Origin of the sequence: Pedobacter sp. PF22-3, assembly GCF_026239555.1 — a bacterium.
Classification (GTDB): Bacteria; Bacteroidota; Bacteroidia; order Sphingobacteriales; family Sphingobacteriaceae; genus Pedobacter.
In genome coordinates this window covers 200689-216833 of record NZ_JAPIVP010000008.1, presented here as the reverse complement: position 1 = coordinate 216833, position 16145 = coordinate 200689, and the positions used below count along the sequence as shown (strand labels likewise).

Annotated in this window: 14 protein-coding genes; 8 read left to right on the top strand and 6 right to left on the bottom strand. The window is 36.8% G+C overall.

Annotated features, from left to right (window positions below):
- Positions 1 to 34: 34 nt before the first annotated feature.
- Both OQX63_RS12555 and OQX63_RS12550 read right to left on the bottom strand, forming a co-directional pair.
- Positions 35 to 2476: a TonB-dependent receptor gene (locus OQX63_RS12555; RefSeq protein WP_265851214.1), complete on the bottom strand. Its 2442-nt coding sequence runs from the start codon at positions 2474 to 2476 to the stop codon at positions 35 to 37.
- Between the two features lie 623 nt (positions 2477 to 3099).
- Positions 3100 to 4779 carry a dipeptidyl-peptidase 3 family protein gene (locus OQX63_RS12550; protein ID WP_265851213.1) on the bottom strand — a complete coding sequence of 560 codons (1680 nt, stop codon included), beginning with the start codon at positions 4777 to 4779 and terminating at the stop codon, positions 3100 to 3102.
- Positions 4780 to 4894: 115 nt separating this feature from the next.
- On the opposite strand from OQX63_RS12550, the gene OQX63_RS12545 reads away from it, so the two are divergent.
- Entirely contained in the window at positions 4895 to 5731 is an 837-nt protein-coding gene (locus tag OQX63_RS12545; protein ID WP_265851212.1) for an N-acetylmuramoyl-L-alanine amidase, read from the top strand.
- Positions 5732 to 5991: 260 nt separating this feature from the next.
- Here OQX63_RS12545 and OQX63_RS12540 read toward each other — a convergent pair whose 3' ends face one another.
- Positions 5992 to 7647 (bottom strand): glutamine--tRNA ligase/YqeY domain fusion protein, encoded by a 1656-nt coding sequence (locus OQX63_RS12540; RefSeq protein ID WP_265851211.1) that lies wholly within the window; start codon positions 7645 to 7647, stop codon positions 5992 to 5994.
- Positions 7648 to 7904: 257 nt separating this feature from the next.
- Here OQX63_RS12540 and OQX63_RS12535 point away from each other — a divergent pair, with 257 nt between their 5' ends.
- The 7 genes from OQX63_RS12535 (at position 7905) to OQX63_RS12505 (ending at position 12984) form a co-directional block, all read left to right on the top strand.
- Positions 7905 to 8327 carry a cobalamin B12-binding domain-containing protein gene (locus tag OQX63_RS12535; RefSeq protein ID WP_244215883.1) on the top strand — a complete coding sequence of 141 codons (423 nt, stop codon included), beginning with the start codon at positions 7905 to 7907 and terminating at the stop codon, positions 8325 to 8327.
- A 3-nt stretch (positions 8328 to 8330) separates the two neighbouring features.
- The gene (locus OQX63_RS12530) at positions 8331 to 9110 is read left to right on the top strand and encodes an enoyl-CoA hydratase/isomerase family protein (RefSeq protein ID WP_265851210.1); all 780 of its coding nucleotides are present in this window, start codon (positions 8331 to 8333) and stop codon (positions 9108 to 9110) included.
- 146 nt (positions 9111 to 9256) lie between these two features.
- Positions 9257 to 10675, top strand: a complete 1419-nt coding sequence (locus OQX63_RS12525; protein WP_265851209.1) for a sigma-54-dependent transcriptional regulator — start codon at positions 9257 to 9259, stop codon at positions 10673 to 10675.
- A gap of 64 nt (positions 10676 to 10739) precedes the next feature.
- A complete protein-coding gene (locus OQX63_RS12520; RefSeq protein WP_265851208.1) occupies positions 10740 to 11789 on the top strand; it encodes an AI-2E family transporter in 1050 nt (349 codons plus the stop codon).
- A 72-nt stretch (positions 11790 to 11861) separates the two neighbouring features.
- On the top strand, positions 11862 to 12128 hold the full coding sequence (locus tag OQX63_RS12515) for a YtxH domain-containing protein (protein WP_025142262.1): 267 nt from the start codon (positions 11862 to 11864) through the stop codon (positions 12126 to 12128).
- 54 nt (positions 12129 to 12182) lie between these two features.
- Positions 12183 to 12560 carry a phage holin family protein gene (locus OQX63_RS12510; protein ID WP_147230248.1) on the top strand — a complete coding sequence of 126 codons (378 nt, stop codon included), beginning with the start codon at positions 12183 to 12185 and terminating at the stop codon, positions 12558 to 12560.
- Complete coding sequence (locus tag OQX63_RS12505) at positions 12547 to 12984, top strand: hypothetical protein (protein ID WP_265851207.1); 438 nt, start codon at positions 12547 to 12549, stop codon at positions 12982 to 12984. The genes OQX63_RS12510 and OQX63_RS12505 overlap by 14 nt, the downstream gene beginning before the upstream one ends.
- A 1275-nt stretch (positions 12985 to 14259) precedes the next feature.
- Here OQX63_RS12505 and OQX63_RS12500 read toward each other — a convergent pair.
- The 3 genes from OQX63_RS12500 to OQX63_RS12490 form a co-directional block, all read right to left on the bottom strand.
- On the bottom strand, positions 14260 to 14472 hold the full coding sequence (locus OQX63_RS12500) for a hypothetical protein (protein WP_265851206.1): 213 nt from the start codon (positions 14470 to 14472) through the stop codon (positions 14260 to 14262).
- Between the two features lie 114 nt (positions 14473 to 14586).
- Positions 14587 to 15156: a hypothetical protein gene (locus OQX63_RS12495; protein ID WP_265851205.1), complete on the bottom strand. Its 570-nt coding sequence runs from the start codon at positions 15154 to 15156 to the stop codon at positions 14587 to 14589.
- Positions 15157 to 15392: 236 nt separating this feature from the next.
- Positions 15393 to 16142: a hypothetical protein gene (locus OQX63_RS12490; protein ID WP_265851204.1), complete on the bottom strand. Its 750-nt coding sequence runs from the start codon at positions 16140 to 16142 to the stop codon at positions 15393 to 15395.
- Positions 16143 to 16145 lie beyond the last annotated feature (3 nt).

The window sequence follows — 16145 nt, the reverse complement described above, 5'->3', positions numbered from 1 at the left end:
TGCGCTTCAGTCGAGATGACGAAAAGATCATCATCTAATTCTTCATCCTTCCCTGCTCTGCTTCAGTGCCTGTTGAGCGGCGACGGGCAGGTTTAATTTCATTTTTGCCAAAACGATAGGTAAAACTGATCCGGCCAATGCGGGTTTCATTTTTTTGATGTAAAGAGTAGGTTAAGCCAGGGTAAGCACTTGATAAATTATTTTCAGACATATTAAATACATCTGACAAAGCTAGTTTCAAACTTGCTTTTTTGTTGAACAGCGATTTGCTCAAGCCTGCGTCGATGTAGTAACGCGCTTTTAAACTTAGCGTTCCATAATCCAGTGGCGATTCATAACTGCCATTCAGCTCTGCAGTAAAGCCATCCATAATGGTAAAGGTTTGCTGTGATTTAAATTGGAAAGATGTTTTTCCGGTTTTTAAAGCACTTCCGGCCAAATCAGGTGCTTCAAAACTAAGGTAAAAAACATTTAAATTATTATTGGTTTGCCACCATTTCGTAAGCTGAAGAGGAACGTTTAAATTGGCATTGTAGCTGATGTTAGTGGCAATGTTTGCATTGGTTTGATATAAAGATTGGTTTGCAGCATCAGGCAGGATTACTTCAGCAATTACATCATTAATCCTGCTATAACCTATTGATAACATGTATTTTTGTAGCAGGGTATAACTTAACTCAAAATTGTGTGTATACTGTGGGTTCAAAAATGGATTTCCTTTACTATAGGTAAATTCGTCTAAATAATAAATAAAAGGATTTAAAGCGTCATAACTCGGACGGTCTATCCTTCTACTGTAAGAAAATCCTAACTGATTATCTTTTGAAAGCTTTTGTTGAACAAACAAAGTTGGAAAGAAATCCCAGTAATTTCGTTCTACAACAGTGTTTTTAGTAATCAAATTTCCTTTAGAATTGGTTTGCTCAACCCTCAGGCCAATTTGAACACTAGTATTTTTAAATTGTTTGTTTACGTTGGTATATGCTGCATTCACATTTTCATCGTATACAAATTGATTACTTCTTTTAATATCGTTCCGCCATATATTATTTACGTACGCTTCTGCCTGAAGATCGTTATCGGTCTTCACCCAGCTGCTTTTAACGCCAGCTTCAAGTTTAACCGTTTTGGTTAGCGAAACATTATAATCAATTTTAAATGCTTTAATATCGATAATGGAAGGGGTATTGTTCCTGGTATAGATGATTGGGCGGATACTGTTTCCATTTTCAAACCGGTAATCATTTGCATAATCAGAACCATCATTTCCCTTATATCTGGAATAATCTACATCTGCAGAGATTTCTGAACCCGCCGTATCCAGGACAGATTTATAATTTAAATTATAAGAAACGTTATTGTATTTGTTTGTCTGCAATGAATTGGTTATCAGGCTCGAATCTGCTTTTTGGAAGGATGGACCAATAAAGGTTTTGTTAGCAGAAGCTTCAGTTCCATGGTTAAAATAACCATTTACCAATATACCAATGGTGTTTTTTTTGTCGATGAAATAATCCAATCCCGCCTTCAGGTTATTGTTATATTGTTTTCTGTTACTCTCACCCACTTGCGTAAAGTAAGTATCGGGTTTACCGTTCGAAATCCGGTCGATAGCGATCAGGTTATCGCGCTCAAACTTGCCATAATTATAATTACCAAAAAGATTAAGTTTCTGTGTTCGGTGGTTCAGGTTTAAACCTGCATTTGCCCTTAGGTTTTTACCATATCCTAAAGATCCGTTTACACTACCATTTGTTCCGCCATTTTTGTTTTTCTTCGTTTTGATATTTATAATTCCTGAGTTTCCTGAAGCGTCGTATTTGGAAGATGGATTGGTAATTAACTCAATGCTTTCTATGTCTGAACTCTGCATATTTCTTAGCAGGTTAGCCACATCGGCACTACTCATATAAGTTTGCTTGCCATCCAATTGAATGAGTACCCCCTGCTTGCCCATCATCGAAATCTTATCATTCGGATCTACCGTTACGCCTGGTGCTTTTTGTAAAACTTCGAGCGCAGTAGAGCCCGTCATAATCGCACTATTGGAAACATTCATCACAATCTTATCCATTTTTCTTTCGATTAACGGTTTGGTTACGGCTACATTCACTTCTTTTAAGTTTTGAGTGCTTGCGGTGAGCTGTGCCGTACCGAAGTCTACTTTTTGATTGTCTTCTGTTAAAATGATGGTTTTGCTTTTAAGGGTTTTGTAGCCCATGTTACTGGCCTTGTAATAATAGCTTCCTTTGGCCGTAACATTAAAATAAAATGTTCCGTTTGGATCGGTAAATGCCGTTTTAACCACGCTCGAATCGGATGCTTTAAAGAGTACAACGGTAACATAATCTGCAGGTTTTTTAGTTTCATCTAAAATTATTCCGCTGATGTTCGGTTTAGGATTTGTTTGCCCAAAACTTATTGTAATAGTAAAGAGAAGTATAAGGGTAAATGTTATTTTGTATAGTGTTTTCATGTTTAGGTATTTATTCTTTAAAAAATGGGCAAAAAAATTCCTGTACCGCATGTGCATGCGCTTTCAGTTTAATTACCTGCTTATTTTAAAGTTTAGCCGGAAGCGAAAGGTTCCAATTGTTTAGTTATAGATAAGACGACCGTTTTTTAAAAAGGTTACAGAGATTTAAAAAAAAGGCCAAAATTGAGCGTCTTATTGTAAATTTGAGGTATAAAGATTGAAAAATCAATACAGCTTCGTTTAAATCAATGTTTATACTTGTTTCAACTAACTATGGCGATACGTAAATGCAAAATTTATTTCGTTACGTCATTCTGAACTTGTTTCAGAATCTTTTAAAGAGAGAAAGATATCTCCTATTTTCAAAAGAAGAACTACGCTTGTTGGTAGATCCTGAAACAAGTTCAGGATGACGATTTGCACTTAAGGAACTCGGCAAATCAGGAACCATTAATCAGTTGTTGGTTTGCAGTTGTCAATAACGAATTAGAACAATTAACGAATTGCCAGTTCATCGTTACCCGACGCTACAGGAAAAATAAACCAGTAAATAAAAAAGCCACAGACAAACAAGCTTACGCCTGCAAATCTATGGCTTTAAATTCCCTGAGTAAAAGGAATCTTTATTTTACCCCTAGTACGTCAACACCTTGTTCAAAAACCACATCAACCGGAATATTCTTTTTAGTTAACCGGTCCAGGTCTGTTTGTAGTGCTGTATGGATAATCGCTTTTTCTTTTTGTGCTTTTTCTACCGCAGTTTTATCGCCGTTACCCTGAAGAGTAAGAATAAATGCGCTTAAATCATTCATTGCCGTTGCAAATTTTTCGAAGTTTACTTTATAAGTACCTTTAGCTGTACGTTCAAAAGCGCCTTTTTCCTGGAAATAATTAAAGCATTGCATGTTAGCTTTTCCGTGTGCTTCAGAAACACCAAAGCGAACTGAGCGTAAGATACCGGCCATAAATGTGGTATAATAATCTTTTATATCACCTTTTAACTCCCCCTTTTTGAGCAGGCCAGTTACCATATATAAGCCTAAAATATCGGCTTTGCCTTCTTCTAACCAACTATATTGTTCTTTTAATGCGGCACGTACAAAACCTTTTCCGGTAATGGTTTTTTTAATTCCTAAGCCATGTGCTACTTCGTGAAACATTACATTTGCAAAAAAAGCATCAAACTTAATATACTGTTGCTGGTCTGCTTCAATTAATTCTTTGGATATTGGTACCAGGATTTTATCAAATTTCGCTTGCATCGCATTTTTCAGCTGCGAACGGCGCGTGCCTTTTTCCTGTTGAATTTTTTCATCGTTCGGGAGATTGACGGCAATGGTTTTCGATCCGGCGTTACAATCTCCTGCATAATAAACTACATCGTAGGCGTTTAGCTCAGAGTCCGTTCCAGGTGTTTCTGTTTTATATTTTGCTGCTACAGGCAGGTTTTTCTGTAACTCCGGGAGCATTTTTACATACTTCGCCAGGCGTTTGCTCCACTCTTTATCCTTAATTAGAACATAAGCTTCGTAACTGGTACGTGCATTAAAGAGTTTATCTTCATAATTTTCAATCGGGCCGATAATGATGTCTAAACCATTGGTTTTCATATCCAGCCAGGCATAATCACTTGCGGTAAAATTATCGGTTACCAAAGCATCAGCCCTTAAGTTTAAATATTTTTTTAAACCAGCATCGTCTGCAATCAAAGCGGCCTGTTTTAATAGTGAGCTTGCTTTTTGTAATTCTGCAGCAAATAGTACGTGATAGGGTACGGTTGATAATTTGCCAGTACTGTCTTTTTGAATAACAGAATAGGCACCAAATTTATCTTTAAGATCTGATTTCTCTATGGCTTCTTTTGTAATTCCGTATGGATAGAAGAACGCGCCCTCTGGTTTGGGGCCTACACCTTCAACAAAAGGTTTATCATTATTTAATCTGTCCCAAGGGCCATAATTGATATTAACAAAATCGCGTGTTTTTTCATCTTTAATAGTGGCCAAAAGACTATCTCTTTGCGGATAGGCTTGTTTCCAATAAAGTTGATCCATAATTTCAGCCGCCTGAATCAGCAAAGGCAAAATTTTACGGTCGTTAACACTAAGCCCGTTAATATTGGTGGTTAATTTTACCCTTTCGTAAATGGGTAACCGTTGCGCAACATAATTGGTAAGACTATCTTTTTGCACTACCACAGCTTCATCATTATTAGGTTTATTATTACCAGTACAAGACGATAAGGAACCTACCGACATGGCTATTGCCGATAAAAGCAGGGTTGATCTATATAAATTCTTCATGTTAAAGTATATGGCTGCTAAATTAGTAAATTTTGAAAGCTTTGTATAAAGTTTGATGCATTGGACGAAGTTTAGCATAACTTTGTACCTTCATTTTTTTAAAATCAACATACCCATGCTGTTTTCTAATTTATACAAAACATATGTATTAACTGCTTTTTCTCTGATCATGGTTTTAGCCTCATGCACCACCAGCAGGTATGCGGCAACAGAAAAAATCTATAAAGATAAGGCGAAAGGTTTTGCAGAAATTATTGGAACGGTACCTCCAGCCGGGCAATTGTACGATTCGTTAAATCCAACAAATCAGCAGTGGATTGGTTCTGTAAATTTTGGGATACGCAAACCAAATTTTGTGGTGATTCACCATACCGCCCAGGATAGTTTAGCACAAACGATAAAAACATTTTTCTCTACCAAAGCAGGTACCAGTGCACATTACGTAATTGGTCGTGATGGTAAAGTAGTGCATATGGTTAATGATTATTTACGTGCCAACCATGCTGGTGTGAGTAAATGGGGAAAAGATACCGACCTCAACTCTTCATCTATTGGTATTGAACTGGATAATAATGGTTTAACTGACCCATGGCCTGATGCTCAGATGAACAGCTTGTTAAAATTGCTGGCAACGCTAAAACAAGCATATAATATTCCTACCGCAAATTTTATAGGCCATGCAGATATTGCACCAGGTCGTAAAAACGACCCCAAAAATTTCCCCTGGAAGAAATTGGCAGATAAGGGTTTTGGATTTTGGTACGATGATGTTCTAAAAAACCCACCTGCCGACTTTGATACAGAAAAAGCCCTGAAATATATTGGTTACAATACCGCTAATCTGCCGGCTGCTATTGAAGCATTCAAAATTCATTTTATACAATCAGATATCACAAAAACTTTAACGCCTGTTGATATTTTGGTGCTCTATAATGTTTATATGAAGTATTAAGGGTGGAGCGTTTGGCGGTTAGTGTAAATAAGTCCGAAAGTCAGATGACCGGGGTTATGAAGAGTTTACTTGCCCCTTTACAAACTTTCCGTTCTTTGCCGTTAACAATGCAAGATGTAAAACGGATGAAGGAATTATTTGCATGAGGTAGTCAACCAATGGACTATTGGCTAATGAACTACGGAATAAAAAAAAGCACAGACAAGCCACAATAATCTGTGTTCATCTGTGCCTATCTGTAGTAAAAAAGTAGCTAAAAATTAGTTTGGCTTCTTAAATGTATCTTTTAGTGTTACCGTCCTATTGAAAACCAATTTATCAGCGGTAGAATCTTTATCTAAACAGAAATAACCCTTACGGATAAACTGATAGCGGCCATCCAAATCTGCATCGGCTAATGCTGGCTCAATATAAGCGTTTGGCAATACCGTTAAACTTTCAGGATTTAAATAGTCTTTAAAATCACCTTCTTCAGCATCAGGTGTTTCTGAAGTAAATAAACGATCATACAAGCGGATTTCGGCTGTTTTAGCATGGGGAGCACTTACCCAATGGATGGTGCCTTTAACATTAATCCCGCTCGTGTCGCTTCCGCTTTTAGATTCTGGAATGTAGGTACAATGAATTTCAGTAACGTTTCCGTTTTCATCCTTCACAAAATCTTCGCATTTAACAATATAGGCAAATTTCAAGCGTACCATTGCGCCAGGGGCCAAACGGAACCATTTCTTTGCTGGTACTTCCATAAAATCTTCGCGTTCTATCCAAAGCTCATTGCTAAAAGGGATCACACGTGTGCCTCCACCATCTTCAGCCTCAGGATTATTCTCGCCGATTAAATCTTCCGTTCCTTTCTCGTAATTCGTAATTACCAGTTTGATCGGGTCTAAAACTGCCATCACCCGGTTAGCCGTTTTATTTAAATCTTCGCGGATGCAAAATTCCAATAAACTGAGCTCAATTAAGTTTTCGCGTTTGGCAATACCAATACGTTCGCAAAACTCACGAATACTTTTTGGGGTAAAACCTCTCCTACGCAAACCACTTATCGTAGGCATGCGCGGATCGTCCCAACCATTTACCAGGTTTTCGTTAACCAGTTGAAGAAGCTTACGTTTACTCATTACCGTACTGGTTAGATTTAAACGGGCAAATTCATATTGTTTTGAAGGAAAAATCTCTAATTTTTCGATAAACCAATCGTACAGTTCACGGTGCGAAACATACTCCAACGTACAAATAGAGTGCGTGATGTTTTCGATACTATCGCTTTGTCCGTGAGCAAAATCGTACATTGGGTAAATGCACCATTTGTTGCCTGTGCGGTGATGTTCTGCATGTTTAATGCGATAGATAATCGGATCGCGCATTAACATATTTGGGCTGGCCATATCGATTTTAGCTCTCAAAATATAAGCACCGTCTGCAAATTCACCATTTTTCATTTTCGTAAAAATGTCTAAATTTTCTTCAATGCTGCGGTTACGATGTGGGCTATCCTGTCCTGGTTCTGTTGGTGTACCTTTTAAGGCTGCAATTTCGTCCGCAGAACTCTCGTCAACATATGCCAAACCTTTTTCGATCAGCTTAACGGCAAAGCCATACAACTCATCAAAATAATCTGAGGCATATAATTCATTTTTCCAGTTAAAACCCAACCACCTGATATCTTCTTGCTGGCTATTTACATATTCTGTTTTTTCCGTAACCGGATTGGTATCGTCAAAACGCAGATTGGTATAACCACCGTATTTTTGTGTTAGTCCGAAATTTAAGCATATCGCTTTCGCGTGGCCAATGTGTAGATAACCATTAGGTTCGGGCGGGAAACGCGTAACCAAAGTTTCATACTTACCACTATTTAAGTCGTTCTCAATAATTTCTTCAATAAAGTTCAATGACTTTTCTTCACTCATAAAAACCTGTAAATTAGGAATGCAAATGTAAAAAGATTGAGCGGATTTATACAATGATTATGGGTTTATTAGCCCATAGTTAATAGTTGATAGCCCAGAACTTCATTATACTGCTATGAAAGAACAAATATGTTAGTATAATAGGCTAATTTGCTATCGAAAACCACAACTATAAACAATGAGCCTTCGCATTATCTGCTTTTTCATATTTATCAATTACCTAATAAAATCGATACATTTACATCAACTTAATATGAATGATGAGCAAAGTATTAAATCGGCCTATCCGCGTTTTAGTAGCTAAAGTTGGATTAGATGGCCATGATAGAGGGGCTAAAGTAATTGCAACTTCCTTACGGGATGCGGGCATGGAAGTAATTTATACTGGCCTGCGCCAAACGCCAGAAATGGTGGTGAATACAGCACTTCAGGAGGATGTTGATGCCATAGGGATTTCTATTCTTTCGGGCGCACACATGACGGTTTTTCCAAAAATTATTCATTTTATGAAAGAAAAACAGTTAGATGATGTGTTATTAACCGGCGGGGGAATTATCCCCGAAGCAGATCGGTTGAAACTGGCAGATATGGGCGTTGGGGAGCTATTTCCTCCAGGTACAACGATGGCAAGCATTGTAGAATATATTCAGAATTGGGTAACAGAAAATAGAAATTTTTAAGCTATGGCATATCAAAATTTAATCTCAGAACTAAAGGAAAACATTTTATACGTTACCATCAATCGCGAAAAGGCGCTAAATGCCTTAAATAAAGATACTTTGGCAGAACTGGCAGATATAATTGCCTATGCGGGTAAAACGGATCAGGTAAGAGGTGTTATTTTAACCGGTTCAGGCGAAAAGGCTTTTGTTGCAGGGGCTGATATTAAAGAGTTTTCTGATTATAGTGGTAAACAGGGAGAGGATTTATCCAAACTTGGTCACGACCAGGTTTTTAATGCCATTGAAAATTCCTCTAAGCCATTTGTTGCTGCAATTAATGGCTTTGCTTTGGGTGGAGGACTGGAGTTGGCTATGGCTTGTCACATGCGCGTTGCATCAGACCACGCTAAGTTGGGTTTGCCAGAAGTTACTTTAGGGTTAATTCCTGGTTATGGGGGTACCCAGCGCCTCACCCAGTTGGTTGGGAAAGGTAAAGCAATAGAAATGATTACCACTGCAAATATGGTTACGGCTTCATTGGCAGAAAAAATAGGCCTTGTAAATTATGTTGTTCCACAGCCTGATCTGATTAGCAAGGCTGAAGAAATACTGAATCTGGTTAAGCAACGCGCGCCATTAGCTGTTTCGGCAGCAATAAAAGCGGTAAATGCAGCTGTAAATAATAAGAATGGTTACCTTACCGAAATTGAAGAATTTGGCAAATGTTTTGAAACTGCCGATTTTAAGGAAGGCGCAGCTGCATTTGTGGAAAAGAGAAAGCCGAATTTTGTAGGAAAATAGAAGGTTGTAGTATTAAGTTGGCTTTTGTATAACAAAAATGTTGCAAAGTCTTTTCAATACAAATTTTTTTGAGTAATTATGTTATTAAATTATTAACCTAATGTATTATGAATGCATAATGGGTTTTTAGAATAACAACGCTACTCATGAAAAAGAAGATACTCATTGTTGACGATGAAATTAGCATCGGCTTAATGCTCTCCAAATTTTTAACTAAAAAAGGATTTGAAGTTTCGAATATAACAAGTGGTAAAAGGGTTTTGCAGGCGCTTGAAAAAGAGCGGTTCGATTTGGTATTATGTGATTATCGGTTAGATGATACAGACGGAAAAGAAATTTTAATCTACATTAAGGAGAATTACCCAAATACCAGTGTGATTATTATTACAGGTTATTCGGATATTAAGCTTGCTGTAGAATTGATAAAACTTGGTGCTTACGATTATATTGTGAAGCCACTTTACCCGGATGAAATTTTAAATACCATCAATAAAGCCCTGGAAGCACAGGGAGCACAGAAATCTACTAAAAATTTCGAAGATACTGGTTGCCATGCCATTTCTAATGTGCTGAATGCTCCAGCGTACATAAACGGGGAGAGCGATGCTTCGGTATCGTTGCTGAAACAGATCCAGCTCATTGCGCCAACAGGTTATACGGTTATTCTAACGGGGAAAAGCGGAACTGGGAAAGAATGTGTTGCTAAAACCATCCACTACAATAGCTCGCGCAGCGAACAGCCTTTTATTGCGATGGATTGCGGTTCTTTAACTAAAGATCTGGCAGCCAGTGAATTTTTTGGACATGAGAAAGGCGCATTTACCGGAGCAGCTTTCACTAAGATAGGCCACTTTGAGCAAGCTAATGGCGGCACGTTATTTCTTGATGAGATCGGTAATTTATCGTACGAGATCCAGGCAACTCTGCTCAGGGCGGTGCAGGAGCGGAAAATCAAGCGGATTGGAAGTACAAAGGAGATTGATCTGGATGTGCGGCTTATTGTAGCCACCAATGAAAATTTAGAGGAAGCGATTCAAAAGGGTACATTCAGGGAAGATTTATATCACCGGTTTAATGAATTTTCGATACACGTTCCGGCATTGAAAGATCGTGATCATGATATCCTAATTTTTGCCGAGCACTTTTTGGCTACCGTAAACCAAGAATTGAATAAAGAAATAAAAGGCTTTTCTGATGAAGTGAAGAAATGTTTATTGGCTTACAGTTGGCCAGGTAATGTACGAGAGTTGAAGAATGTAATCAGACGCATTGCCTTATTAACTGATGGCGATTGGATAGAACCCAAGGTTTTGCCATTGGAATTCGGTATGACTGATTATCGGAAGAAACCGAATGAAAAAAAGGTTACTCTTTTGTCGTCGGCATTAAATCATAACAAATCACTTAATTTGCGTCATGCAGCTAAAGAAGCTGAATATAATACAATTTTAGAAGTACTAAAAGCGGTTAATTTTAACAAAACAAAGGCCGCGAAAATCTTAAACATAGACAGAAAAACACTTTACAATAAAATTAAATTTATTGATGCTGGTGAGGGAATATAAATTTAAAATAGGGAAAACAAAACCAGCCATTTTAGCATTTACAGAATAACCTTATTGTCTCAGAATGTCAGTATTTTCTTATAAGCAGCGCAATAACATTAACCTGGTTATTATTATTGCGCTTGGGGTATTAATCGCATATTCCCTGCAGAGTATTTTTAGTGCTATTTTAAGTACTTTAGTGCTTTATACGATAATGCGGCCAGCCTATATCCATTTGGCTGAAAATAAGGGATGGAACAGAAGAGTAACGGCCATTTTCCTCATCGCTATCTCTATCATACTTATTGTAATGCCATTTTATGCGTTAAGCAGCATGGTAATCAGTAAAATTTCGGAGCTGAAGAATAATGAGGTTTTTTTTAAGAACCTGCTGATTAAATTACAGCACCTTATTCCGTTTAAAATTAATCAGCAGCTTATTCAGGAAGGGTTAAACCGTTTAGGTAATTGGGCAACCGATCTTTTTCCTTCTCTATTGTCGAGTGCGGTAAATATTGTATTAAGCTTGTTAGTCATGTACTTTTTACTCTACTTTATGTTGATAGAACGAGAAAGATTCGAATTTTCGCTTGTTAAATATGCGCCGTTTAGAGAGCAAAATGCGCTTCGCTTTGGCGATGAAATGAGGAATACAACATATGCGAATGTATTGGGACAAGGATTAATCTGTCTTGTTCAAGGTTCACTTGTGAGCCTTTCTTTTTACGTTTTGGGTTATAAAGACCCTGTGTTTTGGGGCGTAATTACAACATTTATTTCATTTGTACCTGTTTTGGGGCCTCCCGTTATTTTTGTTCCCGCTGCGATTTTACAGATCGCAAATGGAAATAATTTTGCAGGCTGGGCCATGCTTATTTTTGGTTTTGTAGTGATTATCAATATCGATAATGTGCTTAGATTTATGATTGCAAAAAAAGTTGGTAATATTCATCCTATAATAACCGTAATTGGCGTAATTATTGGTATCCCTTTATTCGGAATACTGGGCCTTGTTTTTGGTCCGCTACTATTATCTTATTTTATATTGCTTGTTAAGATTTATGAAACCAGTACACTTGCATCAGAAAGATTGGAAAGAATTAAAACAAATAATGAGCATAGTGAGTTATAATATAGCTTAACAATAAATAATGTAATAGTTTTATATTGTACATAATTGTTAAACCCTTAAAATAAATTGATTATGAATGATAACTCAAAAGTTGTAGTTGCGCTTTTAGCAGGTTTAGCTGCCGGTGCAGCCTTAGGAATTTTATTCGCACCAGACAAAGGTGACGAAACCCGTGATAAACTAAGCCAATCATTAAAAGATCTTGGCGATTCTATCAAAGATAAAGCAGCAGATGAGATTAACAATCTGGCTAGCCTAAAAGATAAGGTAGTAAGCTCGATTAAAACCAAATTGAGAAGTGTAGAAGAAGAATATAGCGACGACGTAGAGCACGCATAATAAATAAAATATTGCATAGCCGGGTATTTACCCGGCTAAATCTCATCTGAATTTATGCAAGAGAATAAAGATAAAAGCATTGAAGATCTGGTAGATGATGCCAAAGGCTTTTTGGAAGCCAGGGTGGAGTATACGAGGCTTTATATTGTAGAAAAGGCATCGAAAATTTTTGCCGATCTGGTAACCAGTACTGCCGTTATTGTTTGTTTCATTTTAGCCTTTTTATTTGGCTCGGTAACTTTGGCACTATACGTATCAGATCTTTTGGGTAGTTATGCCGGAGGCTTCGGCTGTGTTTCCTTGTTCTATATTTTACTGGCCATAATTGTTTATTTAACTAAAGATAAATACATTGAAAAAGCAATTATCAATGTAGCCATTAGAAAATACTTTGATAAACTTGCAGATAAGGAGGAAGATGAGAAGTTATAAAGAAATCCGGAACTTAGAAGATCTGCAGGCTAGAAAATTAGAACTAAAGGTCGAGTATACCCTTAAGCAAAATATGCTTAAATCGGATACCAAAACCTTTTTTAAGCAGTTTACGCTTAGTGCACTAATTAAGCGATATGCCACACCTAATAATCTATTCAAGGCAGACGAAAAATTAAATATCAGTGGTACGGCCATGTCATTGCTCTTACCAATGGTAATGAATAAAACCCTTTTCAGAGGGGCTGGTTTTTTAACCAAGGCAGCCGTAGGACTAATTTCTGGCAAGGTTGGTAAATCACTTGACGCAGAACATTTATCAGCAATTTTTAATTCTGTTAAAGGTTGGTTTGGTAAAAAGAAAGAAAAAAAAGACAAGAAGTTTATTGATTATGGCATTCCGCCAGATAGTGAAACATATTAGTTCGCAACGTAGAATTGAATATTAAAAAGCGCTTAACAAATGTTGTCAAGCGCTTTTTTGGTAAAACGTTCCTCCATTTACTTGTCAAATTGTTTACCATTTGATCCCCAGCCTCTAAGATCAAAGGAAGTGCTTTCGTTATTTTGCGCAATTAATTATAATCAACTTTATTTAACCATAAAAGTATCTTTTTTTTTAAAAGCCTTCCCTTCCAGTTTTGATGCTCGTTCTATTTTATAATTAATTCCTCATGTTTACTAATTTCTTAAAAGCTTATTGATATACGAAAATGCATTCCCTTTTCTAAAGGATAAACACTTATAAAATTGAAAAAAATCTAGCTATTTTCTGACTCTAATATTCTTGCAATGAGATCTTTTGCGTTGCTATTTTGACTAAAAAGCTCAATACCAAACGTAATTATTAAAAATGCTCCAAGAACAAGTAAAATTAAGCTGTACAAACAAGCGAGTATCAATATCACAGCAAGTGCTAAGAGAATATATTTATAAGAAACAAAGTATGTCAGTTTTACGTTATTTCTACTTGACTCCGTTAACTCCAAAGAACCAGATTGTAGTTTCGACGCCGACGCACCGCGCATTTCAAATGTGGGCGGCCCCGAGTTATCAAATCTAATACATGCATCAGTTTGTTCTGTTATCCTATACTTGTCCTCTATCAGTTCCGATATTGTTTTTTTATGAACAATATCTAAGTTCAAACTAGTATGTCTCGAAATCTCGTATTTTAAAATTAATTTATTAATATTCATGTTATTGCCCTCCATTATATGTATGTGTGTTTATATAAGAGCGTGTAAAATCAACCTCTGGTCGCCGATAAGGGTCACCAACTAAAAATGTATACGCATATGAAAATGTGCCATTCCAATTCCCTTTAACTCCATAGCCGATCCCAAAACTACTTCCCACTACGTAATAAGTATCGCTTCGACCAGCTGTTGCTCCGAAGAACATATAGCTAGCTGATCCTCCTGTTACTAACCCTCGCCAATCTGAGAATGTAGGCTTATGATTACCCCTAGCTATTATGAGTCCTCCCGTAGAACCAACAGAAATCCCAAGTCCAGCGACGCTATGAATGGTTTGATAATCTTGTAGCCATCCTTTATCTGTCTCAACGGTCCCGTATTCATAGGTAGCGCCGGCATAGTATGACCCTGAGAGGCCGCTACTTATAAAACTAGTTATCTGTCCATACTTTTTAAATTCCTGCTCATGTGTTAATATGCCACCCCCCTGATTGGCATTTTTACCCCCCCTCCATCATTTGTGGACGAAATTGTGAAGCATAGGCTCGGGTTAAATTTGACCAGTCAATATCCCCCCTTTCAAAAGATGGTATATACAAACCCGACTTATTGTCATATTTGTCGCGCCCAAACATGTCCTGACCGGAGCCAAACATCCCCTCATCCATGTCATCATCAGGTTTATTACCACCTTTTGAGTCCTTGTCGGCCATACCACTTGGGTCTATATACCTTACCGGGTTGTTTTTTCCGTAAGTATATGAGGTTTCTAGAGCAATGAAAAGTACAACTTAAGTATAAAAGAAATCAGTTTTTATAGGCAAAGCTCATTCAAAAGGAATTAAACCTTGATTGACCATTTGCTCATATTCTTCCTTTTGCAGAATAGCTGTCTTCGGAAGCTGTTTTCGCAAATAGGTAATATCTGAAACGTCCATTTCTTTATAAACTAAATATTTTAACTTCATAGATAAAACTGTCTTCAGAACAACATGCCCATTTTCTTTTGGTAAATGATCAAAAACTAATGTATTGATTGGCAGGTTTAAAAGGATATTCTTTTTGTCGATCAATCCACCTTCGATGGTAAGAATCTTAATTTTTTTTAAAACCTTCAGCCAATCCTGCAGAATAATATCCCCTAAATTTTGTTCATCGTCAAAAGCATGATATGGCCGGAGCAAAACTGCTTTAGACTCAGAAATTTGTAGGCGAATTGACGATGGATAATCTTTGAAACTGAAACCGATATTCGCGAACAATGAATGGGGCAAAAGATCCATTCCAATTAATGTACAAAACCTATCACTAAAAATTAAATTTGGTTTACCCTTTAGGTTCTCGGACCGGATATTTGTTGTTACTAAATCCAGCTTTGAAACTCCTTTTTTTGACATGGGAATATTTTTATTTTTCTTGAACAAGAAGTATTTACCAAAAACAAAGCTAAATTTAAGAATTTAGGTACTACAAAAACCATTTATAGGATGGAATTGTGTTCTAGACCTAATAGGTATAATCTTGGCCAATAAAAAGTAATATTGTTTATGAACAAAGGTTTGCTAAATTGATAACGATGGTTTTCCTTTGTCATTGCTGGATAACTAAACACCGCCTCAGGTTGTTAGTTAATCTATTTATATGCAGATTTTAACAAGTAATTGTTGTCCCCCTTTTCGTACCATTCGCCATTGATATAATAATAGCTACTTTTGCCTATCGTAATCACAGGCACTTTTCCATTCAAATACTGTTTAGTTGTTCGCTGATTTTTAGGATTATAAATCATAAAGGTTTTGGCTATGGTTTGATGTGTACTATAAAAAATGTTTTTTTTAGGGTCAAAGTTTAAGATAAGTTGCGTGTTGTAATTATGATTGGTTTTAGGGGTCCGTTCAGAGTTGCTTTCATCGTGAATGTTGAGATTTAACTTGTAAGTGGTCTTATCATGTCCAACTAATTGAGTTTTTACGATGAATAGTTGATATTCGCTTAAACTGCCCTGTATATGATCAAAATTTCGCATATCGTATTCGGAAAAAGATTTGATATGTATTCCCTGAATTAGTTTATTATGATCTACGGATAATAATAAAGTATTGGCTAATCCTTCATTCGATCCTGCTCTTTTAGCATAGGAAACTTGCAAAAATCTATCATTAAGTATTTTAACATCATCTAAATCCATATAATCCACTAAATAGATTGTGTCTTTAGCACAAGCGATGGCCAATGTTCCCAACGCTGGATTATAAGCCAGTCGAACCTTAACTTTAGTTCCATCAAAGGACTGCAGTTGAAAGGTCTGTGCATTTACTATGCTAAATAAACAAATAGTCGTTAAGAAAATGAATATCATCACTTTTATTGTTATTATTTTCATATG